This is a genomic window from Pseudarthrobacter sp. NPDC092202, from assembly GCF_044755505.1.
GTDB lineage: Bacteria > Actinomycetota > Actinomycetes > Actinomycetales > Micrococcaceae > Arthrobacter.
In genome coordinates, this window is record NZ_JBIVRG010000001.1 from 79,409 (window position 1) to 100,429 (window position 21,021).

The window sequence follows — 21,021 nt, forward strand, 5'->3', positions numbered from 1 at the left end:
CTACTTCACGGAACCCTCGGTGAGGCCGCCGCGCCAGAAGCGCTGCAGGACCACCATGGCGATGCTGAGCGGGATGATCGACAGCAGCACGCCGCCGGTGGTCAGCTCGTAGAACTCGGGCAGCCGGTCCACCTGGCTCAGCCAGTTGTTCAGGCCGAGTGTGATCGGGTACAGCCCGGAGTCGGACAGCATCACGAGCGGCAGGAAGTAGTTGTTCCAGATCCCCACCAGCTGGAAGAGGAACACGGTGACCAGGGCCGGGGTGAGGACGCGCAGCCCGATGGTGTGGAAGATCCTGAGTTCGCTGGCGCCGTCCAGCCTGGCCGCTTCGATGAGTGAGCTGTCCACTGTGGCCTGCGAATAGATCCGGCACAGGAACAGTCCAAACGGCGACACCAGGGACGGCAGCAGGACGCTCCAGTACGTGTTGGCCAGGCCGAGCTGGCTGAAGAGCAGGAAGAGCGGCAGGGCTGTGGCCGTGCCGGGCACCAGCACTCCGCCCAGGATGGTCCCGAACACCAGGTTCCGGCCGCGGAACTCGTACTTGGCCAGCGCATAGCCGCCTGCCGCCGCAAAGTAGGTGGCCACGAGGGCGCCGACGCCGGCGTACAGTACCGAGTTCAGGAACCACCTGATGAAGATGCCGTTGTCGTAGCTGAGGACCTGGGCAAGGTTGTCCCACAGTGCCACCGTGGGGGCAAACCAGAATCCGTTGGTGGAAAACAGGTCCTCCGTGGACTTGGTGGCAGCGACAACAACCCAGTAGACGGGAATGAGGAAGTACAGGGCCACCACCACCAGCAGTGCGGTGACGATGATGGTGGACGGGGCGCTCTTGCCGCCCGGACGCCTGGACGCGGCTGCGGAAGAGCGGGGCGCGGTAGCTGATGCCGACGGCGGTGTCACGGTTGCGGTCATGATGACTTCCTGTTCGTGAATTTGAGGAAGGCGAAGGACAGGACGAAGGCGGCCACAGCGATCAGCACGGCCTGGGCAGCGGCCACGTTGTAGTCGTTGTAGGCGAACGCGGTGGTGTAGGCGCTGAGGTTGGGGGTGTACTGGCTGTCGATGGCGGGGGCGACAGTCTTCAGGACCTGGGCTTCGGCGAAGAGCTGCAGGGTGCCGATGATTGAGAACACTGTTGTCAGGACGAGGGCGGGCCGGATCAGCGGGAGCTGGATGCTGAGGGCCACCCGCAAGGTGGAGGCGCCATCCACCTTTGCCGCCTCATACAGTTCCCCGGGGATGGCCTTCAGCTGGGCCACGATGATCAGCATGTTGTAGCCGGTGTAGCTCCAGGTGACGATGTTCGCGATCGACCACAGGACGGTGTTCGCTCCCAGGAAATCCGGTGTCAGTCCCACCAGCGCCGCGACGTCGAACAGGGGACTCAGCCCGGGGACGTACAGGAAGGACCACAGGATGGTGGCAATCACACCCGGCACGCCGTAGGGGAGGAAGTACGCGGCCCGGAAGAAACCCGGCCACTTGGCCGACGCTGATTCCAGCATCAGGGCCAGCACCGTGCAGAGGGCAATCATCAGGGGCACCTGCACTATGCCGAACAGCAGCATCCGCCCGATCGAGGCGACGAAACTCCCGTCCGCCAGCGCCTGGGCGTAGTTGCTGAACCCGGCGAATTCGCTGGTGACCCCGGCCTCCCCGAAGAGCCCGCTCCGGGTCACTTTGGTAAAGCTCGATCCCACCGCAACGAAGATCGGCAGGATGAACGTGAGGATAAACAGCGCCAGGAAAGGGGCAAGCAGGATCCAGGGGGCACGGGCCGCGGCTCCCGTCCTGCCACCGGCCTTACGGGGGCCGGCATCCTGCCGGGCGGCCGCCGGCGGACCGCTTGGGACTGTTCGTGACGGCGTTGTCATGACGCTTCCTTTCGAATGCTGAGGCCCTTGTTCCTGAAGACGGTCATGATCTGTTGTTCCGCCGTCGCCACCGAATCCACCAGGCTCGTGCCGGACGCCTTCTTCCGGAAGCCATCGCTCAGGATGTTGAAGGACTGCTGGGTGACGGGCCACCAGGACCAGTCCTTGTTCTGCTGCTGTGCCGCCGGCACGAGGATCTCCTGGTGGTAGCTCTGGCCACTGAAGAAGTCCGAGGGCGCCTGCCGTGAGGTTCCGATGAAGTCCGGCGTGGGGGACCAGCCGATGCCGCTGTTGGAGATTTCGGCGTCGATGCCTTCCCTGGACGTGGTCATCCACACCGCGAACTCGAGTGCTTCACGGGGGTGCCTACTGTTGGCCAGGACCGCCGCGGTGGAGCCGCCAAGGTAGCTTGACCCGTACCCGGTGCCGCCCCACGTGGGCATGGGTGCCACCCGCCATTTGCCGCTGCCGCCGCTGACCCCTTCGATCAGGGCATCACCCCAGCTGCCCGTAACGACCGAAGCGATCGACCCTTTCGCAGCAGCCGCGAACCAGCCGGGGGAGTAGGCGCCGAAGGCAGTCTGGACAAGGTCCTCGTTGATGGCCTGGTCAAAGAAGCGGGCCACCTTCAGGGTGGCGTCGTCAGTCATGTTGATGACCCAACCGTCCTCCTCCGGGCGCAGCCACCGCGCACCTGCCTGCGTCGCGAAAGCAGTGAAAACTGACGCGTCAGCCAGCGGGAAGCAGTCCAGGTAGACATCATTGCGGCGGAGCTCACGGGCCAGCGCTGCCCAGTCGTCCCAGGTGCCGGGGCTGGTGCCGCCCACCTGGTCGAGGATGGCCGGCTGGTAGAACATCGCCATGGGCCCGGAGTCCTGGGGAATTCCGTAGACACCGCCGGAGAAGCTGACCTGGCCCCACAGGGTCTCGTCGTAGAGGCGGGCGTAGTCCTGGGCGCCATATCGCGCTACGTCGACAAGCCCGTTCACCAGCATAAATTCCGGAAGCGAACGCATCTCCACTTGGGCGAGGTCAGGTCCGCCACCCGCTGCCAGGGCTGAGTAGAGCTTCTGGTAACCCCCTGAATTGCCGCCGGGGATCCATACCACCTCCACCTGCACCTGGGGGTGGGAGGCGTTCCAGATGTCCGCGACCTTCTGGGCGTCCTTGAGCCAGCACCAGTACGTGAGGGTGACTTTTTCCCCGCTGGCGGCTGGGGCGAGCACCGGTGCAGTGTTGACGGAGCGCATGCCCGGGGTGGCGCAGCCGGACAGGAGCCCCATCGCTGCGGTGCCCAGGCCCACACCCAGGAGTTGTCTTCGCGTGAATTGGGACATTTGCCTTCACCTCGTTGTGTCGGTTATGTGCCTAAAAGTGTGAAGCATGGCACTTTTTGTTCGGTTCGAGACAGGCTAACACGAAAAGTCGAGTGAGCACTCGAGTTTTGATTCCCCGGGTAATACGGCGGGTACACTGGCTTGCCATGAGCACCAAGGAGGGGCCCCAGGCTTCCCGCCGGGGACCCTACGCGAAGTCCGCTGAGCGCCGCCAGGCCATCCTGACCGCAGCCCACGCCGTCTTCGCCGCCCGCGGATACCGCGGGGGCTCGCTGCAGGACGTTGCCGACCGGGCCGGCATGAGCCAGACGAGCCTCCTGCATTACTTTCCGTCCAAAAGCCAACTGCTGCTGGCGGTGCTTAACTGGCGCGACTCCATTACTGGAGACGGTACCGCGCCGCCGGACCCGGAGGAATCGCTTGTTGATGCCGTCCTCCGCCAGGCGCGCTTCAATGAGGACGTGCCGGGAGTCCTGGAGCTCTACACCGTGCTGTGCGGGGAAGCAGTCACGGAGGGGCATCCCGGGCGCCCGTACTTCACCAACAGGTTTGAAGAGCTGCGCCGCAGCTACACCCGGCAGTTACGGGAGCTTGCGGGGGAAGGGCGGCTGCGCCCGGGCGTGGACCCGGAGGTCGCCGCAGCGTCCTTGATCGGGCTGTGGGACGGGATCCAGACCCAGTGGCTCCTGGCGCCGGACAAGGTGGACATGGCCGGGTGCCTGCGCGGGTACCTGGAGCTGATCCTGCTTCCCGACTAACGGGGGGCCGGCGGTTTCGCGGCAGGGGTGCCTGCGCTACTAGGCTGACCCCATGGAATCTCCCCAAGCAGCCGTCCGCCCCGTCGCCCTCATCACAGGCGCCGGCAGGCTGGCCTCGATCGGCGCCGGCATTGCCCGGCAACTGGCCGCCGAGGGCTGGGACCTGGTGCTGGCCTACTGGCAGGACTACGACGCCCGGATGCCGTGGGGGACTGAACCGGACGACGTCGTACGCCTTACTGCCGAGCTCGAGGCCATCGGCGCCCAGGTCCACGTGCTGTCCGCGGACCTGCAGGACCCCGCCGTGCCCGGCCAGCTGGTGGCGGAGTCCATGCGGCTGGGCGGCCCGCTGCAGGGCCTGGTCCTGAGCCATGCCGAGTCTGTGGACTCGGGCATCCTGGACACCAGCGTGGAATCCTTTGAGCGGCACTTTGCCGTGAATACGCGGGCCAGCTGGCAGCTGATTGCCGCGTTCGCGCGGCAGGCAACGGACGACGGCGGCGCAATCGTTGCGCTGACCAGTGACCACACAGCGTTCAACCTTCCTTATGGCGCCTCGAAGGGCGCGCTGGACAGGATCGTGATTGCCGCCGCGCGGGAGCTCGGACCGCAGGGCATCTCGGCGAACGTACTGAACCCGGGCCCGGTGGACACGGGCTGGATGGACGATGAAATCCGGGAAGCGCTGACGGCCCAACAGCCTACCGGCCGGCTGGGAACACCGGCCGATGTCGCCGGGACTGTGGCGTTCCTGCTCTCGCCCGCAGGCCGCTGGGTCTCCGGCCAGCTCATCAAGTCCGACGGCGGCTTCTCGGCGTAGCCCACCTCAGCGCCCCCAGCCCAACTAGATAGCAGCAGATGCTGTTATGAGCCGCCAAAACGACATCAACTGCTACCCAGTTGGGAGGGGAAGCCAGGGTCAGCGGAACGCGTTGATGCCGGTGATGTGCTGGCCAAGGACCAGGGTGTGGACTTCGTCGGTGCCCTCATAGGTGCGTACCGATTCCAGGTTGGCGGCATGGCGCAGCGGGGAGTAGTCCAGGGTGATGCCGTTTCCGCCGAGAATGGAGCGTGCCTCCCGGGCCACGGCGATGGCCTCGCGAACGTTGTTCAGCTTGCCCAGGGAAATCTGTTCCGGCCGCAGCCTGCCGGCGTCCTTGAGCCGTCCCAGGTGCAGCACCAGGAGCGTGCCTTTCTGGATTTCCACGAGCATGTTGACCAGCTTCTCCTGGGTCAGCTGGTATCCGGCCAGCGGTTTGCCGAACTGCAGCCGCTCCTGCGAGTAGGCCAACGCCGCCTGGTACGAATCCCGGGCTGCGCCCATGGCCCCCCACGCAATGCCGTACCGGGCCTCGTTCAGGCAGGTAAACGGGCCGCGCAGGCCACGCGCCGCCGGCAACAGCGCCTCAGGTCCCAGCCGGACGTCGTCGAACACCACATCGCACTGGATGGACGCCCGCATCGACAGCTTCTGCGTGATGGGGACGGCAGTGACGCCGGGCGTTCCCGCCGGCACCAGGAAGCCGTGCACGCCGTCGTCGGTCATGGCCCACACCACCATCACCCCGGCCGCCGAAGCGAGGCCAATCCAGCGCTTGGCACCGTTGAGCACCCAGCCGGCGTCATCTCCTGGGCCGTCGCGGCGGGCAAAGGTGGTCATGGCCGCGGGGTCGGACCCTGCAGTCGGCTCGGTCAGGGCGAAACAGCCAATGACTTCACCGGCCGCCATCCGGGGCAGCCACTCCTGCTTCTGGTCCTCGGAGCCCCACTTGTGGATGGCGGTCATGGCCAGCGAGCCCTGCACCGAAACAAACGTGCGGATCCCGGAATCGCCGGCCTCAAGTTCCATTGCAGCCAGGCCATATTCGACGGCGGTGCGGCCGGGGCAGCCGTAGCCCTCCAGGTGCATTCCGAGCACCCCCAGCTCACCCAGTTCCTGCGCGAGCTCCAGGGGAAAGACAGCTTGGTCGTACCACCGCGCAATGTCCGGTTTGATCCGCTGGTCAGTGAAATCGCGGACCCGCTGCCGGATCCTCAGTTCCTCCGCGCCCAGGAGGCTGTCCAAGGCCAGGATGTCGGAAGGGTCGGCCGGGAATTCAGCCGGTGTAACAGGCGCGTTGGTCATGGGAGAACCCTAGCTGGACGTTCCCGGGGCTGCCGGGTGCGCAGGCTGCCGGCCGGTGAAGTAACCGGAGGTTGCCGGCAGGAACCGGCAAACCACAGCCAGCACCACACCCAGGGCCAGCAGCAGCACGCCGCTGACAAATGCCCCGCCGATCCCAAAGATCTGGGTGTCGCCGTAGGCCGGGTCCCACATCTGCACCGCCGAGATGAAGAAGGCGGCTGTCAGCAGGAGGGCGCCCACGAGCGGCAGGATGCCCCGGAACCACAGGTTGCGTGCCGAATCCCGCAGGGTGCCGCGGAAGAACCAGAAGCACGCGAAGCCGGTGAGTGCGTAGTAGAAGGCGATGAACAGGCTGATGGCGCTGATGGAATCGGAGAGCAGGTTCTCGCTCAGGAAACTCATGGCCACGTAATAGGCGATTGCGGCCGCGCCCATGACCTGGGTGGAGAACCCGGGGGTCTGGTTCTTCGGGTGCACCTCCCCGAACTTCGGCGGCAGGGCGCCGTGGACGCCCATGGACAGGGTGCCGCGTGCCGTGGGGAGGATGGTGGTCTGGGTGGAGGACAGGACGGACGCGAGGACCGCGACGACGATCAGCCAGCCCCAGGGGCCCAGCACCACGTCCCGCATGGCCAGGAAGACGTCGTCCTGGTTGGCCTCGTTGCCCAGGCCGATGCCTTCCGTGCCCACGGTGGCATACATCATCACCAGCAGCGCCACGGAGACGTAGATGGCCACCAGGATGAAGGCGGAGATCACCGCGCCGCGGCCGGGAGTGGTTGAAGGATTCTCGGTTTCCTCATTAACTGCCAGGCACGTGTCCCAGCCCCAGTAAATGAAGAGTGCCAGGAGCACGCCGTGCACCACGGCCCCGGGGTCCGCAAAAGCACCCGCCGGGTTGAACCACTCAAAGGAGAAAGCCTGGATGGTTGTGTCTCCGGCGGCAGCACCGGCAACGATCCGCACCACGATCGCCAAGGCAAAGACGCCCAGGGCGATGTACTGCACGTACGTCAGCACCCGCTGGACGTGTTCACCCAACCGGATGCCCCGGTAGTTGACCAGCGTCATGACGGCGATGAACAGCACGCCGGTGGCTGTGACCACTGCCTTGTTTTCCGCCAGGGAGCCGTCGCCCGCCAGGAGCCACAGGTACTGGCCCGCCACCTGCGCCAGGTTGGCGAGCACCACGATGCCGGCGAGCGCCACGCCCCAGCCTCCCAGCCAGCCCGCCCAGGGCCCGAACGCCCGGCGGGACCAGGTGAAGGTGGTGCCGCAGTCCGGAATGGCGCTGTTCAGCTCGCGGAACGCGTACGCGATGAACAGCACGGGGATGAAGCCGAGCAGCAGGATCAGGGGAGTGTAGTTCCCGTTCACGGCCACAATGAGGCCCAGGGTCGCAGCCAGCGAATACACCGGCGCAGTGGAGGCCAGCCCCAGCATCACGGAGTCTCCGAGGTCCAGGATCCCGGCCCGGAGCCCCTTGGCCGGGACGGTGGTGCCCGGCGCGCCGCCCGGGCCGCCCGTCGTCGTGGTTCCTGTGCTCATGCTGTCACCGGGTTCATAGTGCAATACCTGCTTTGTTGGAGGAGGCCTCAGCCGAGAGCGGCGCCGGCGCGTCAATAGTGTTGGGCACAAACCGGCAGAAGTAGTCCGTCACCGGACCGTCCGATTCCCGGATGCCGCAGCCGACAGACTCACCGTCCACCACCCACAGGCCCAGGACGGGATGGTTGCCGTCGAAGTCGGGCAGTTCCTGGTACTGCTGGTAGCACCAGCCCTCGCGGCCGTACCCGCCGGGCTGCTCCAGGCTGATTCCCTGGGCGTGGATCTTAATGTTGTCGCCCTCGCGGCCGTGCAGCGGCTTGGCCACCCACTCCTTGAGGGGGCCCGGCTCGTTGAGGTAGGCCGGCAGCAGGTTGGGATGCTGCGGGTACAGGTGCCAGAGTGCGGCGAGGAGCGCCTTGTTGGAGAGGAGCATTTTCCAGGCCGGTTCAACCCAGCGCGGATTGTGGGCGCGTTCCAGGAGCCGGTGCCCGAAGGGTTCCTTCATCATCAGCTCCCAGGGGTAGAGCTTGAAGATGGTGCTGATCATGAAGTTGTCCAGGTCCACAAACCGGTTGAGGTTGGGGTCCCAACCTATGTCCGACATGTTGATGCCGATGGTGGTCCAGCCTGCCTGGCCCGCCACATCCCGCATGTACGCGGCCGTCATCCAGTCCTCGCCGGATTCCTCCACCTCCGAGTGCGCCACGTGAAGGGTGCTCATGCCGGTGCGGTACTGCACCTTTTTCCACTGCCGGATCAGGGCCTCATGGATTCCGTTCCACTGGTCCTTTTCCGGGAAGACGTCCTGCAGCCAGAACCACTGCGCCACGGCCGCCTCGATGAGTCCGGTGGGGGTGTCCGCGTTGTATTCGAGCATCTTGGCGGGACCGCCCTGCCCGTCATAGATGAAGTCGAAGCGGCCGTAGACCTCCACGTCCCCGGCCTGCAGGGACTCCGCGGCGAGCTCCAAAGCCTGCGGACCGATGCCAATGTCTCCCATGGCGCCGGTGGCAAGAAACTTGGCCGCTTCCAGGCACATCCGGTGCATGTCCTCGGCTGCCAGCTCGAGAACCTCCACCTCGTCAGCGGTGAATTCGTAGTACGCGGACTCGTTCCAGTACTCGATCCGCCGCCCGTCGTCCATGGTGGTGGTGGAAAAGACCAGGCCCTGTTCCTGGATTTTCTGCTTCCAGTCGGGCCTGGGCTCAGACAACAGCCGCTTCACGCTCAGCCCCCCACTTTGCTGCCGCCGCCGCTTGTGCCGCTCTTCGCGGTGGTACCGAAGCCGCCGCGGCTGACGGTGCCGCCCTTGGTGCTGTACCCGGTGGAGGCTTCTGCCCCGCTGGGCACGGTCTTGGTGTAGGTGGGTGCCGTTGAGCGGTTCTGCCCTACGGCGGGGACGAATGCGCCGCGGGAGAAGAAGTACCAGGCGTAGATGCCGCCGCTACGGCCGGCGGAACTGTTGCACTTGGTGTCCTCCACGCGCTCGCCGGTTTCGTCGTTGAAGCACACCTGGGCGTACTCGGGGTCATCCTGGTTGCTGGCCACCACGGCCGTGATGGTGCCGGCGAGCAGCGCCGTCACACCGAGGCCCACCACCACGGTGCGCCGCTGCGAGCGTTTCTTCTTGGCCGCCGCCTCGTTGAGCTGCCTCTCCCGGTCGCGGGCAAACGGGTCCACCGGGGTGACGGGCTCGTTGAGGAGTTCAGGGCGCAGCTCCGGTTTGGGCACCTGCCAGGGAGGGGGCTTGGCGCCGGCCCCGCCGCCGGCGTTCCGGCCGGTGTCCCCGGCAGTGCCGTCACCGCCTGGCCGGTTGCCGCTTGCCCGCCCGTTATCCGGGTCTTGGTTCGGGTCCATGGCGTCCCCTTCAGTAGTCCACGTGAATTGGGCACAGCGCTGCACCCCCAATTGCAATCCTGAACTCAGCGTAGTGCCTGGCAGGGCCGGCTGCGAGTACCGCAGGGGATCGGGAACGGGGAGAAGTCCCCATGCCCGCAGCGGCCGCCTGCAGGGGATCGCGGCCCCTACACTGGTGCCATGGAAACCGCCTCCGTTGTTGCCGTCTGCCGCGTCCACCAGCTCCTGCCGGACGCGTCCAACGTGGGCGTGACTGCCATCGACAAACGGCCGGCAGAGGGCCCTGTCAAGGTTCACCGCCTGGGACTCCAGGGCGACATCCAGGCGAACCGGGTGCACCACGGCGGTCCGGACCAGGCCCTGTACGCCTATTCGCAGGAGGACGCGGAGTACTGGGCCGGCGAGCTGCAGCGGGACCTGCCGCCGGGAATCTTTGGCGAGAACCTCAGGGTGGCCGGCATCGACGCCACGGAAGCGGTGATTGGCGAGCGGTGGAAGATCGGCCTCAACCTGGAAGTCGAAGTCACCTCGCCGCGTACGCCCTGCGCCACCTTCCAGCGCCGGATGCGGGAGCCGCACTTCGTCAAGAGGTTCACGGCGGAGGGCCGCGTGGGCACGTACCTGCGCGTCATCAAAACCGGCAGCGTCCAGGCCGGGGACCATATCCACCGGATCTACGTTCCGACGCACGGCGTTACCGTGGGCAGGTGGTTCAGCGAACCGGACCGGGAGTCGATGGAGGCGTTGCGGGACGCGGACGCCGACGGCGAGATCCGCCTGCAGCAGCCCGAGTTCAAGCAGAAGTTCGAGGCGCTGGAACGGCAACTGGGCCGGTAGCTGCAGGCTGAAGCGGCTGGAAGGGGAGTGGTGTGCGCAAGCTCACCGCCGTCGTCGTACGTTCAATTTCCGCTGCGGCAGGTGCGTACCTTACACTTGAAACATCCCCCACTCCGGAAATCCCTTATTCCTGCCCAATTTTTGAGGCAGGACTGGCAAGTGTTGGGGCCCGCACAAGCGATGCGGGCATTTTCATAGGGAGAGCCGGCTAAAGAAAACGCTGTACAGACTGCTGGGATAGCAGCCAAGAGATGCAGCGGGAAGTCCTGCCACGGGATTGCGAAAGCGCCGGACTTCTGTGACCGGCCGGTCAATGTTTGCCCGGCACCCACGGCACACGTACTGCGGCTCCGCTCACCTCGGGTAGTGCCGCCTGGCCCCCTATGGATGAGGAATACTTCCCTATGCCCGAAAATCACAACGACGCCAACGCTGAAGCAGCAACTGCCAGCATCGAGTTCACCGAGCCCGCTGCCCCCGCAGCCGAGGCCGCACCGGCACCCGCCGAAGCTCCTGAAGCCAAGGCCGACGAAGCGCCCGCCACCACGGCTGAGGAAGCGCCTGCCGCTCCCGCCGCCAAGGCTGAGGAAGACGAAGAAGAAGGCATCAAGTTCGCCGATCTCGGCATCGACGGCCGCGTCCTCGCCGCCCTGCAGGATGTCGGCTATGAAAAGCCTTCCCCCATCCAGGCAGCAACCATCCCGCTGCTGCTCGAAGGCCGCGACGTCGTGGGCCTCGCCCAGACCGGCACCGGTAAGACTGCAGCATTCGCAGTACCGGCATTGTCCCGCCTGGCCGAGCTCCACGACCTCAATGGCCCCTCCCGCAAGACCCAGGCCCTGGTTCTGGCTCCCACCCGCGAGCTGGCACTCCAGGTTGCCGAGGCCTTCACCTCGTACGCCAAGCACATCGACGACTTCACGGTCCTGCCCGTCTACGGCGGCTCCGCTTACGGCCCCCAGCTCGCCGGCCTGCGCCGCGGAGCCCAGGTTGTCGTCGGTACCCCCGGCCGCGTGATCGACCACATCTCCAAGGGTTCCCTGGACCTGTCCGAGCTCCAGTACCTGGTGCTGGACGAGGCCGACGAGATGCTGCGCATGGGCTTCGCCGAAGACGTGGAGCAGATCTTCCAGCAGACCCCGTCGGACCGCCAGGTCGCGCTTTTCTCCGCCACCATGCCGAGCCAGATCCGCCGCATGTCCAAGCAGTACCTGAACAACCCGGCCGAGATCTCCGTCAAGTCCAAGACCACCACCGGCGCCAACACCCGCCAGCGGTACCTGCAGGTCATGGGCCCGCACAAGCTCGATGCCATGACCCGCATCCTCGAGGTTGAAGAGTTCGACGGCGTCATTGCCTTCGTGCGCACCAAGATGGCCACCGAGGACCTGGCTGACAAGCTGAAGTCCCGCGGCTTCCAGGCCGCCGCCATCAACGGTGACATCCCGCAGCAGCAGCGTGAGCGCACTGTGGACGCGCTGAAGGAAGGCCGCATCGACATCCTCGTGGCCACCGACGTCGCGGCCCGTGGCCTTGACGTGGAGCGCATCAGCCACGTCATCAACTACGACATCCCGCACGACACCGAGTCCTACGTGCACCGCATCGGCCGCACCGGCCGTGCAGGCCGCTCGGGCGACGCCATCCTGTTCATGACGCCGCGCGAGAAGTACCTGCTGCGTTCCATCGAGAAGGCCACCCGCCAGCCGGTGGAGCAGATGCACCTGCCCACGGCCGAGACCGTAAACACGCTGCGCCTGGGCAAGTTCGCCGAGAAGATCACCGAGACCCTGGCCTCCGAGGACGTTGCCCCGTTCCGCGACCTGATCGCCTCCTACGAGGAAGAGCACAACGTGCCGGCGGCGGAGATCGCCGCAGCCCTTGCCGTGATGGCGCAGGGCGGGCAGCCGCTGCTGGTGAAGGAACTGCCTGCAGCTCCCGAGTTCCAGAAGCGCGAGCGCTCCAAGGACGGCTTCGGCTCCCGTGGCCCCACCCGTGCGCTCACCGAGGGCAACGCTACCTACCGGATCGCAGTCGGACGCCGCCAGCGCGTCATGCCGGGTTCCATCGTGGGTGCCATTGCCAACGAGGGCGGTATTTCCTCGGCCCAGATCGGCGGCATCGACATCCGTTCGGACCACTCCCTGGTGGAGCTCCCGGCGGACCTGAGCCCCGAGCAGCTGCGCGCCCTGTCCCGCACCCGGATCGGCGGCGAGCTGATCCACCTCGAGCTGGACAACGGCCGCAAGCCGTCCGGCGACCGCGGCTCCTACCAGGGCAACCGCGGCGGTGACCGGGGAGGCAACTTCAAGGGCAACGGCGGGTTCAAGAAGGAATTCCGCAAGAACGACGGCGAGCGCTCCTCCGCTGACCGCGGCGGCCGCTCCTACAGCGAGCGTTCCTTCAGCGCCGACAGCGGTGCCAACCGCGGCCAGGCCAGCGACTCCCGCTTCGGCGGCCACGGAGACGGCTCCCGCAAGCCCCGCCACGGCAACGAGGGCGGCCAGCGGGACTTCAACCGCAAGGGCAAGTGGTAAACCCGTCAGCTAGCTGACACGTTCCCCTGGTGGGCCGGCTTTCGAGCCGGCCCACCGGCGTTTAAGGCGTGCTTTCAGTGAACGTCCGACGGCGGCCGGCGGCGGGGGAGTCTCTGGAACCTCCGGCCCGCCCCCCCTGCCTGCTCCGTCCTGTGAGTTTTTGTCTAGATATGCAGACTTCAGGTGCCTCGAAGCCTGCATATCTGGACAAAAACTCGACGGGGAGTGTGGGGATCGACACATCCTTGGCGCGGGTCCTCTGGAAAGGCCCTGGCCCGGGGCGCCCTTAAGGGCTTAAGGGGTTTCATTTTCCTTGATTTTCCGGCCTTTTCGGGCTGGTAGGGCGCCTGTCGGAGGCCTGTTCCAGCCCCTCCACGCCTGCCTGGACGCCGATTTGTTGGTGGGTAAATCTTCCGGTAGAGTATTTACTCGTTGCCCCCCTAGCTCAGTGGTAGAGCGCGTTCTTGGTAAGAACGAGGTCACCGGATCGATTCCGGTGGGGGGCTCTGGATGAGGGCCTGTGTCAAGGCGGTTTTGACCGGCTTGACACAGGTTTTTCTCATTCGTGGCGGTGTAGCTCAGTTGGTTAGAGCGCACGACTCATAATCGTGAGGTCGGGAGATCGAGCCTCCCCACCGCTACAGGCTAAGCCCCCGGAAATCCCTGTGATTCCGGGGGTCTTTTGCTTTAACTTCCTGGGTCCAGGCAAGCCGGCGCGCTCGATTACAGGATGGCGCCCCCAGGCAGCATCCACCCCGAGTCTCTTATCCGAGACTGCTGTGGCGTGCAGTCCATTGTTCCTGCCCGTGATTCACGGTGCGATGGATCTGTTCACAAAACGCCGGCCCGCACGGACCGGCCGCAGTCAGGAGACAGACCTTGGCCATCACCTCGCAAGCCCCGCGCACAGCGTCGCGCCACATGTGGAAGTTGTTTGTTTACAGCGGCATCGGTGCATTCATGTTCTTCGTGCCGGTAACGATAGTGGGCAAAAACACCATCATGCTGGACCACATCGTCTCGTTCCTCCAGGCGAACATCGGTCCGCTCCTGCCCTTCTATGCTCTGGCCGTGATTATTGCCGGTGCCGGGTACCCCTTCGTCGCGGGCACCTGGAAAAGGTCCGCGGTTGAGGTGGTCTTCTCCCTGCTGAAAGTCGTGGGGATGGTGGTGGGCTTCATGATGGTCTTCAAGGTAGGTCCCGCATGGCTGTTTGAACCGGGCATGGGGCCGTTCCTGTTCGAAAAGCTCGTCATTCCCGTGGGGCTGCTTGTCCCCATTGGCGCGGTGTTCCTGGCGCTCCTGGTCAGCTACGGCCTGCTGGAATTCATCGGAGTCATGGTCCAGCGCGTCATGCGCCCCATCTGGCGAACTCCCGGCCGGTCCGCGATCGACGCCGTCGCCTCCTTCGTGGGCAGCTACTCCCTTGGCCTGCTCATCACCAACCGCGTCTACAAGGAAGGCAAGTACACCGCCCGTGAGTCGGCCATCATTGCCACCGGGTTTTCGACCGTGTCCGCCACGTTCATGGTGATCGTGGCCAAAACCCTGGACCTGATGGGCCAGTGGACCGCCTACTTCTGGATCACCTTCCTGGTCACGTTCGTTGTCACCGCCATCACCGTCCGGATCTGGCCCTTGAACAGCATCCCGGACGAGTACCACCCCGAGGCCGTGCCACAGCCGGAGGAGGACGTTACCGGCCGCAGGCTCGCCGTCGCCTGGCGTGAGGCCCGGCAGACTGTGGAAGCAGCGCCCTCGCTGGCAGTGAACGTGTGGACCAACGTCCGGGACGGCGTCCTGATGGCCATGGCCATTCTCCCGTCCATCCTTTCCATCGGCCTGCTGGGACTGGTCCTTGCCACCTACACTCCCGTGTTCGACTGGCTCGGCTTCCTCTTCTACCCCTTCACCTGGGCGCTGCAGCTGCCCGAACCCATGCTGGTGGCCAAAGCCAGCGCCGTTGGTGTTGCGGAGATGTTCCTTCCCGCGCTCCTTGCAGCGGAGGCAGCCCCGGTGGTCAAGTTCGTTGTGGCTGTTGTGTCCGTATCCGGGATCATCTTCTTCTCCGCGCTGGTGCCCTGCATCATGGCCACCGACATCCCCATTCCGGTCTGGAAGCTGGTGGTCATCTGGTTCCAGCGCGTGGTCCTGACGTTGGTCCTCGTGACGCCCATGGCGTTCCTGCTGTTTCCCTCCTAAAAACCCGGCCGGGGAGGCAGAATGGGCGCATGGCTGACCTCATCTACACCGGCATCACCTCCCTGGACGGCTACCTTGCGGACAGCAGCGGGAACTTCGACTGGAGTGCGCCCGATGAGGAAGTGCACGCCTTCGTCAACGACCTGGAGCGCGACGCCGGGACCTACCTTCTGGGGCGGCGCATGTACGGCGTCATGTCCGTGTGGGAAACGCTGGGAGGGCCGGACGATCCGCCCGTGATCCAGGACTACGGCCGGATTTGGCGGGCGGCGGACAAGATTGTTTTCTCGGAAACCCTGCAGCTCCCGCCGACTCCGCGGACGGCGCTCCGGCGCTCCTTCGATCCCGCGGCCGTCAGGGAACTGAAAGCGGACACCAACAGCAGTATCGGTATTGGCGGTGCCACCCTGGCCGCCGCCGCGCTCCGGGCCGGGCTGGTGGACGAATGCCGGATCTTCCTCAACCCGGTGGCCGTGGGAGGCGGCCTGCGTTTCCTGCCGGACGGCCTGAACCTCCGGCTCGAACTCGTGGAGGAGCGCCGGTTCGGAAACGGTGTCATGTACCTGCGCTACCGCATTGCCGGCTAGGACGGGCAGCCGCCGACGCGCCGGTGGCGTGGCATCGGCGGGCCGGGGGAGCAGAATAGGGCCATGACCCGAATCGCAATCATTGGCGGCCACGGAAAAGTGGCCCTGCACCTGTCCAGCCTCCTCACGGACGAGGGACACGGCGTCACCTCGTTCATCCGCAACCCGGACCATGCCGGCGACGTTGCGGAAACCGGCGCAACGCCGTCGGTCCTCGATGTGGAGAACGCGACGACGGCGGAGATCGCCGCTGCGCTGAAGGGACACGACGCCCTGGTCTGGTCCGCAGGCGCAGGCGGCGGGGACCCGGAGCGGACCTACGCGGTGGACCGCGATGCTGCCATCAGGTCGATGGATGCCGCAGCGGAGGCCGGCGTGGGGCGCTACGTGATGGTCTCCTACCTGGGAGCCCGCAGGAACCATGGCGTGCCGGAAAGCAACAGCTTCTTTGCGTATGCCGAAGCGAAGGCCGCCGCCGACGACTACCTGCGCACCACGGGCCTCGCGTGGACCATCCTGGGCCCCGGAGCCTTGACGGACAAGCCGGGGAGCGGCCTGATCGACGTCGACCCCTCCCCGGAGGGCAGCCGCGAAACCTCCCGCAGCAACACCGCAAGCGTGGCCGTGGCCGTCCTGGAAATGCCGGAGACCGCGGGCAGGACCATTGAGTTCTGTGACGGCAGCCTGCCTATCGCCGCCGCCCTGCAGCCGCCCGCGTAACGTGAGGCTCTTCTAGGTAACGGGCTGGGCGGGTTTCGGGAACGAAGCGGGATACAGGTCCAGTGCGTGCTCTTCGACGTAATCCAGGGCGAGGCGGATGGCTCCGATGGAAACGATGCCGTCGCCAAGGGAGGAGGCCGCCACACGCGGCGGAGTGAAGGTAAAGTTCGGCAGCTGCTCTTCGATGGCGGGGATGAGGGTGCGCGCAGAGGCTGCGACGGCTCCCGCGAGGACGACGAGTTCAGGGTTTACCAGCGTGCTCACGGAACCGATCACACGGGCCATGCGGTGTGCCACCCGGTTGAGGACGTGCTGGGCGGCCTGGTCACCGTTCGCGGCCGCGGCAAACACCATTTCGGCCGTGAGGCGTTCCGCTGCGCCGCCGCAGAGCTTGTCGAGCTGCGTTTTGGCGCCGCCGGCGAGCGCTTCCTGGCCCCACAGCGCTACGTAGTGCGCGATGCCGAGGGTGTCGCCGACCCCTTCGACATTGCCCAGGTAGCCCAGCTCGCCGAAGCCGCCAAGCTGCCCGTGCAGCAGGCGGCCGGATTCCAGGATGCCGGCGCCAAGACGGTCCCCGGCAAGCATAACGACGAGGTTGTCGACGCCCTGGGCCATGCCCCGCCAGCGTTCAGCCAGCGCGGCAAGATTGGCATCGTTCTCCAGCAGCACGTGCCAGCCGTGCCGCTCGGACACCAGCCGGCGGACATCAAAAGACTTCCAGAATTCCTGGACGGTGAGGACTTCGCCGTCGCGGCTTACCGGTGCGGCGACCCCCACGGATACAGCCAGCACAGAGTCCGCGGACACCGCCGCCTTCTCCAGGGCCTCCGCGGCGATGCGGTCCAGCACGTCGGCGCGCTCATCAGCGGGCACGTTGTAGGCGCGGAAGGGCGTGGTCACCCTGGAGAGGGCCTTGCCCGCCATGTCGGCGACGATGGTCGTGATTTTGTTGGCCCCGATGTCGATGCCGAGAACGCTGGCCGCGCGGTCGTCAAAAACGAACCTGCGCGCCGGCCTGCCTTTGACATATCCCTCGGCGCCCCGCTGGTTTTCCAGTTCCTGGAGCCATCCGAGCCGGACAAGCTCATCGCAAATCGAGATGACCGTGGCCCGGGAGAGCCCGGTGGCCGCCATGAGGTCCGTGCCCGTCATGATGCCGGCCCCGCGCATTGCCTTGAGCATCGCACTCGCGTTGACCCGCCGCACCAACTGTGTTGACGGTGCAGTATCAGTCATCATCGCGCGCTCCCACTTCGGCCTGCTACAGGATGTATCCGCAGGTGATTCTAAATTTAGGTCATAAATATAGCCGAGGAAACTATTCCGCAGTCCTTGACCTCTGCGCGGTCCGCCCGCCATACTAACGATAGGAGCTAAATTTACCTCTTATATCAACTCGCGGTGACGCATCAGCCGTCCCCGCCGTGATCATGCGGCGTTCTGCCGCACCACGAAAGGACGAGGGTGTCTTTGAAACTGACTCGCACACCACGCACAGCAGTGCTGGGGCTATGCCTGGCCTTGCTTGCAGGCCTCCTCTCAGGCTGCACGGGAGACTCCGGCAAGGAGACGATCCGCTTCACGTTCAGCAAGCGGGAGGCCATCGGCTTCATGACGAAACTGGTGGCCGATTACAACGCCTCGCAGGACAGCACGGAGGTCGTCCTGGATACCTCCGGCGTCGACGTCGTCTCAGCGAGTTTTGTGCGGGGCAATCCGCCGGACATCGCCCTGGCGAACTACAACATGGAAACGGCAAGGTTTGTGCAGCGCGGTGCGTTGAGCGACCTGTCCGGAACGCAGGCCGCCACCCGCATCCGGAAGGACCTGCAGCCGCTGATGGATCAGTACGGCTCTTATCCAGGCCGGACCAGCGCCCTGCCGTACTCAGTGATGGCGTCCTCGGTGATCTACAACAAAGAGATCTTCGCCGCCCACGGTATCGAGGTGCCCAAGACCTGGAGCGAGCTGCTCGCAGCGTGTGAGGCCCTCAAGGCCGCCGGTGTGACGCCGTTCTATGCCACTTGGAAGGACGACTGGACGGTTGCCCAGGGGTGGTTTGACTACTCCGTGGGCGGCCAGGTGGACACCATCGACTTCTTTGGCAAACTTGCCGAGGCGGGCACGGATGTGGGACCGGACTCGACGGTGTCGTTTCAAAAGGACTTTGAACAGCCCGTCGAAAAGATGCTGAAGCTGGCGGGCAGCTATGTCAACAAAGACGCCGCCAGCAGGGGCTATGGCGACGGCAACCTCGCTTTTTCCCAGGGCAAGGCGGCCATGTACCTGCAGGGCCCGTGGGCATTCAGCGAGATCGCGAAGACCGCTCCCAATCTTCAGCTGGGAACCTTTCCGCTGCCGGTGACGGAGAACCCCGATGACCTGAGCGTGCGGGTCAATGTCGATCTCGCGGCGTGGATTCCGGAGGAATCCAAGCACAAGGACGCAGCGCGCGACTTCCTCGAGTATCTCTACCGGCCGGAAATCATTGAAGAGTACAACAAGTCGCAGCTGGGCTTCACGCCCACCATCGATGCCGCCGCGGCTCCGGACCCGCGAATCGAGGGCATGGTGGAGTACTACGAAAACGGCGATGTGTACCAAGGTCCGTCGGTGCTGGTGCCGCGCACCATCCCGATCATGAATTACACCCAGGCGCTCGTGTTGGGCGCAGATCCTGCAGCCACCTTCCGCACACTCGACGCAGACTGGGCGCGGCTGGCGTACCGCCAGTAGCGCAGAACAAGGGAGCCAGACACATGTCCACCACCACAGCAACCAGACGGGGGCAGGCCCGCCCCGAAAGCCGCCGCAGGCGGCGGGTCGAACCGATCTTCTACCTTTTCCTCTTGCCCAGCCTCGTTCTCTTTACCCTGGCGATCACGGTCCCCGGCCTTGTTGGCATCTTCTTCAGCTTCACGGACTCCATCGGAATCGGCGACTGGGAGTTCGCCGGCCTGACGAACTACATAGCAATTTTCAGCGATCCGGCCATTCTGCAGAGCTACCTGTTCACCTTCGGCTTCTCCATCGTCACCGTGCTGGTGGTGAACGTCATCGCCTTCCTCCTGGCGGTGGGGCTCACTTCGCAGATCCGCATGAAGACAGCGCTGCGGACCATCTTCGTCATCCCCATGGTGGTCTCCGGCATCATCATCGCCTATGTCTTCAACTTCCTGTTTTCCAACTCGCTGCCCGCCGCGGGTGCGGCGGCAGGCATCTCCTGGCTGGAAACGAGCCTCCTGGCAAACCCTGACCTTGCATGGATCGCCATCGTGGTGGTTACCGCCTGGCAGGCGGTGCCCGGGGCGCTGCTGATCTACATCGCCGGCCTCGTCTCGATCCCGGGGGACGTGTACGAGGCTGCGGAGATCGATGGCGCGAGCAAGTTCCAGCAGCTCCTGAAGATCACCGCTCCGCTTGTGGCCGGCTACGTGGTGATCAACATCATTCTCGGATTCAAGGGCTTCCTCAACGCTTACGACATCATCGTTGGACTCACGAACGGCGGCCCGGGAACCTCAACAAGAAGCATTGCGATGACCGTCATCGCCGGCTTCAACGGTGGCGATTACGCCTACCAGATGGCCAACGCGACGATCTTCTTTGTCGTCGCTGTCCTCATCTCTCTCCTGCAGCTGTCGCTGACTCGCGGACGGAACACACTCTAATGACCACTCCATCAACCCTCACCGCCGAGGAACTCCACCACGCCGAATCAACCCCTGCCGGAAACGGACGGCGACGCCCGGGCCTGAAGGTCGAGCGGGTGAACTGGCCGGGTACCACCATCCTGGTCCTCTGCGCTGTCACGGTCCTGCTTCCGCTCTACGTGACGGTGTCCATGGCCTTCAAAACCCAGGGGCAGGCCGTGGACGGCAATGCGTTCTCGTTCCCGGCCCCGTTCAGCATCGACGGCTTCGTCCAGGCGTGGACGCTGACGAACTTCCCCGTCGGCGCAGCAATGTCGCTGCTGGTCACGGCGGGCACCGTGGTGGCAACGATCGTGCTGGCCGCCTTTGCCTCGTATGCGATTGTGCGCAACTGGGAACGAAGGTTGTTCCGGTACTCCTTCTACTACCTGCTCGCTGCAATGTTCATTCCTTTCCCGGTGGTAGCGCTGCCGCAAATCCAAATGACCGGCCGCCTGGGCCTGGACAACCCGCTGGGCGTGATCCTGCTGGCCACCATGTTCCAGTTGAGCTTCAGCGTGCTGCTGTTCACCGCGTTCCTGCGGTCGATCCCCATGGAACTCGAAGAGAGCGCACGTATTGACGGCGCCAGCACCTGGCAAACGTTCTGGAAACTGATCTTTCCCCTGCTGGCGCCGATGAGCGCCACGGTCGGCATTTTTGCCTTCCTCTACGCCTGGAATGACTTCATGATGCCGTCGCTGATCATCTCCGATCCGGCACTGCAAACCCTGCCAGTGCGGCAGAACCTGTTCCAGACCCAATTCAGCAACAACTACCACGTGTCCTTTGCGTCCTATCTGATGGCCATGGCACCGGCTATCGTGGCTTACCTCTTTACCCAGCGGTGGGTCATGGCCGGCGTCACGCAGGGTGCCGTCAAAGGCTGAGGACAGCCGGCATGCACGCCATCAACAACTCCAGCACCCCGGAAAGGGGAA

Annotated in this window: 18 protein-coding genes and 2 tRNA genes; 12 read left to right on the forward strand and 8 right to left on the reverse strand. The window is 65.1% G+C overall.

The window, feature by feature from the left end; translation table 11 throughout:
* From ACIQF4_RS00390 to ACIQF4_RS00400, 3 genes are read right to left on the reverse strand one after another with little or no spacing between them, the layout of a single operon-like run.
* On the reverse strand, window positions 1-918 hold the full coding sequence (locus ACIQF4_RS00390) for a carbohydrate ABC transporter permease (RefSeq protein WP_400516253.1): 918 nt from the start codon (window positions 916-918) through the stop codon (window positions 1-3).
* Window positions 915-1,880, reverse strand: coding sequence for a carbohydrate ABC transporter permease (locus ACIQF4_RS00395; protein ID WP_400516254.1), 966 nt, complete (start codon window positions 1,878-1,880; stop codon window positions 915-917). The genes ACIQF4_RS00390 and ACIQF4_RS00395 overlap by 4 nt, the downstream gene beginning before the upstream one ends.
* Entirely contained in the window at window positions 1,877-3,217 is a 1,341-nt protein-coding gene (locus ACIQF4_RS00400) for an ABC transporter substrate-binding protein (protein WP_400516255.1), read from the reverse strand. Before ACIQF4_RS00400 ends, ACIQF4_RS00395 begins: the two co-directional genes overlap by 4 nt.
* Before the next feature lie 146 nt (window positions 3,218-3,363).
* Here ACIQF4_RS00400 and ACIQF4_RS00405 point away from each other — a divergent pair, with 146 nt between their 5' ends.
* The gene (locus ACIQF4_RS00405) at window positions 3,364-3,975 is read left to right on the forward strand and encodes a TetR/AcrR family transcriptional regulator (RefSeq protein WP_231455141.1); all 612 of its coding nucleotides are present in this window, start codon (window positions 3,364-3,366) and stop codon (window positions 3,973-3,975) included.
* A gap of 52 nt (window positions 3,976-4,027) precedes the next feature.
* The gene (locus tag ACIQF4_RS00410) at window positions 4,028-4,795 is read left to right on the forward strand and encodes an SDR family oxidoreductase (RefSeq protein WP_400516256.1); all 768 of its coding nucleotides are present in this window, start codon (window positions 4,028-4,030) and stop codon (window positions 4,793-4,795) included.
* A gap of 99 nt (window positions 4,796-4,894) precedes the next feature.
* Here ACIQF4_RS00410 and ACIQF4_RS00415 read toward each other — a convergent pair whose 3' ends face one another.
* The 4 genes from ACIQF4_RS00415 to ACIQF4_RS00430 are packed head-to-tail and all read right to left on the reverse strand — an operon-like array spanning window position 4,895 to window position 9,505.
* Complete coding sequence (locus ACIQF4_RS00415) at window positions 4,895-6,100, reverse strand: acyl-CoA dehydrogenase family protein (protein ID WP_400516257.1); 1,206 nt, start codon at window positions 6,098-6,100, stop codon at window positions 4,895-4,897.
* 9 nt (window positions 6,101-6,109) lie between these two features.
* A complete protein-coding gene (locus tag ACIQF4_RS00420; RefSeq protein WP_400516258.1) occupies window positions 6,110-7,648 on the reverse strand; it encodes an APC family permease in 1,539 nt (512 codons plus the stop codon).
* Window positions 7,649-7,661: 13 nt separating this feature from the next.
* Complete coding sequence (locus ACIQF4_RS00425; protein WP_400516259.1) at window positions 7,662-8,873, reverse strand: glutathionylspermidine synthase family protein; 1,212 nt, start codon at window positions 8,871-8,873, stop codon at window positions 7,662-7,664.
* Window positions 8,874-8,875: 2 nt separating this feature from the next.
* Complete coding sequence (locus ACIQF4_RS00430) at window positions 8,876-9,505, reverse strand: Tat pathway signal protein (RefSeq protein WP_400516260.1); 630 nt, start codon at window positions 9,503-9,505, stop codon at window positions 8,876-8,878.
* 180 nt (window positions 9,506-9,685) lie between these two features.
* On the opposite strand from ACIQF4_RS00430, the gene ACIQF4_RS00435 reads away from it, so the two are divergent.
* The 7 genes from ACIQF4_RS00435 to ACIQF4_RS00465 all read left to right on the forward strand — a co-directional run bounded on the left by ACIQF4_RS00435 (window position 9,686) and on the right by ACIQF4_RS00465 (window position 16,388).
* Complete coding sequence (locus tag ACIQF4_RS00435) at window positions 9,686-10,342, forward strand: MOSC domain-containing protein (protein ID WP_400516261.1); 657 nt, start codon at window positions 9,686-9,688, stop codon at window positions 10,340-10,342.
* 404 nt (window positions 10,343-10,746) lie between these two features.
* On the forward strand, window positions 10,747-12,879 hold the full coding sequence (locus ACIQF4_RS00440; RefSeq protein ID WP_350005935.1) for a DEAD/DEAH box helicase: 2,133 nt from the start codon (window positions 10,747-10,749) through the stop codon (window positions 12,877-12,879).
* 434 nt (window positions 12,880-13,313) lie between these two features.
* A tRNA-Thr gene (locus ACIQF4_RS00445) sits at window positions 13,314-13,385 on the forward strand.
* A gap of 61 nt (window positions 13,386-13,446) precedes the next feature.
* Window positions 13,447-13,520, forward strand: a tRNA-Met gene (locus tag ACIQF4_RS00450).
* 238 nt (window positions 13,521-13,758) lie between these two features.
* Entirely contained in the window at window positions 13,759-15,081 is a 1,323-nt protein-coding gene (locus ACIQF4_RS00455) for a YjiH family protein (protein WP_400516262.1), read from the forward strand.
* A gap of 29 nt (window positions 15,082-15,110) precedes the next feature.
* Window positions 15,111-15,668 (forward strand): dihydrofolate reductase family protein, encoded by a 558-nt coding sequence (locus ACIQF4_RS00460; protein ID WP_400516263.1) that lies wholly within the window; start codon window positions 15,111-15,113, stop codon window positions 15,666-15,668.
* 63 nt (window positions 15,669-15,731) lie between these two features.
* A complete protein-coding gene (locus ACIQF4_RS00465) occupies window positions 15,732-16,388 on the forward strand; it encodes an SDR family oxidoreductase (RefSeq protein ID WP_400516264.1) in 657 nt (218 codons plus the stop codon).
* Window positions 16,389-16,400: 12 nt separating this feature from the next.
* Here the strand turns inward: ACIQF4_RS00465 and ACIQF4_RS00470 are convergent, their stop codons facing one another.
* Window positions 16,401-17,627 carry an ROK family protein gene (locus ACIQF4_RS00470; protein WP_400516265.1) on the reverse strand — a complete coding sequence of 409 codons (1,227 nt, stop codon included), beginning with the start codon at window positions 17,625-17,627 and terminating at the stop codon, window positions 16,401-16,403.
* 225 nt (window positions 17,628-17,852) lie between these two features.
* On the opposite strand from ACIQF4_RS00470, the gene ACIQF4_RS00475 reads away from it, so the two are divergent.
* From ACIQF4_RS00475 to ACIQF4_RS00485, 3 genes are read left to right on the forward strand one after another with little or no spacing between them, the layout of a single operon-like run.
* On the forward strand, window positions 17,853-19,124 hold the full coding sequence (locus tag ACIQF4_RS00475) for an extracellular solute-binding protein (RefSeq protein WP_350006095.1): 1,272 nt from the start codon (window positions 17,853-17,855) through the stop codon (window positions 19,122-19,124).
* Between the two features lie 23 nt (window positions 19,125-19,147).
* On the forward strand, window positions 19,148-20,059 hold the full coding sequence (locus ACIQF4_RS00480; RefSeq protein ID WP_400516266.1) for a carbohydrate ABC transporter permease: 912 nt from the start codon (window positions 19,148-19,150) through the stop codon (window positions 20,057-20,059).
* Window positions 20,059-20,970 (forward strand): carbohydrate ABC transporter permease, encoded by a 912-nt coding sequence (locus tag ACIQF4_RS00485; protein WP_400516267.1) that lies wholly within the window; start codon window positions 20,059-20,061, stop codon window positions 20,968-20,970. The genes ACIQF4_RS00480 and ACIQF4_RS00485 overlap by 1 nt, the downstream gene beginning before the upstream one ends.
* Window positions 20,971-21,021: the final 51 nt, after the last annotated feature.

Excerpts from the sequence above, each read along its gene's own strand:
- ACIQF4_RS00390 (WP_400516253.1), bottom strand. The coding sequence starts at position 918 with ATGACCGCAACCGTGACACCGCCGTCGGCATCAGCTACCGCGCCCCGC.
- ACIQF4_RS00395 (WP_400516254.1), bottom strand. The coding sequence starts at position 1,880 with ATGACAACGCCGTCACGAACAGTCCCAAGCGGTCCGCCGGCGGCCGCC.
- ACIQF4_RS00400 (WP_400516255.1), bottom strand. The coding sequence starts at position 3,217 with ATGTCCCAATTCACGCGAAGACAACTCCTGGGTGTGGGCCTGGGCACC.
- ACIQF4_RS00405 (WP_231455141.1), top strand. The coding sequence starts at position 3,364 with ATGAGCACCAAGGAGGGGCCCCAGGCTTCCCGCCGGGGACCCTACGCG.
- ACIQF4_RS00410 (WP_400516256.1), top strand. The coding sequence starts at position 4,028 with ATGGAATCTCCCCAAGCAGCCGTCCGCCCCGTCGCCCTCATCACAGGC.
- ACIQF4_RS00415 (WP_400516257.1), bottom strand. The coding sequence starts at position 6,100 with ATGACCAACGCGCCTGTTACACCGGCTGAATTCCCGGCCGACCCTTCC.
- ACIQF4_RS00420 (WP_400516258.1), bottom strand. The coding sequence starts at position 7,648 with ATGAGCACAGGAACCACGACGACGGGCGGCCCGGGCGGCGCGCCGGGC.
- ACIQF4_RS00430 (WP_400516260.1), bottom strand. The coding sequence starts at position 9,505 with ATGGACCCGAACCAAGACCCGGATAACGGGCGGGCAAGCGGCAACCGG.
- ACIQF4_RS00435 (WP_400516261.1), top strand. The coding sequence starts at position 9,686 with ATGGAAACCGCCTCCGTTGTTGCCGTCTGCCGCGTCCACCAGCTCCTG.
- ACIQF4_RS00440 (WP_350005935.1), top strand. The coding sequence starts at position 10,747 with ATGCCCGAAAATCACAACGACGCCAACGCTGAAGCAGCAACTGCCAGC.
- ACIQF4_RS00460 (WP_400516263.1), top strand. The coding sequence starts at position 15,111 with ATGGCTGACCTCATCTACACCGGCATCACCTCCCTGGACGGCTACCTT.
- ACIQF4_RS00465 (WP_400516264.1), top strand. The coding sequence starts at position 15,732 with ATGACCCGAATCGCAATCATTGGCGGCCACGGAAAAGTGGCCCTGCAC.
- ACIQF4_RS00470 (WP_400516265.1), bottom strand. The coding sequence starts at position 17,627 with ATGATGACTGATACTGCACCGTCAACACAGTTGGTGCGGCGGGTCAAC.
- ACIQF4_RS00480 (WP_400516266.1), top strand. The coding sequence starts at position 19,148 with ATGTCCACCACCACAGCAACCAGACGGGGGCAGGCCCGCCCCGAAAGC.
- ACIQF4_RS00485 (WP_400516267.1), top strand. The coding sequence starts at position 20,059 with ATGACCACTCCATCAACCCTCACCGCCGAGGAACTCCACCACGCCGAA.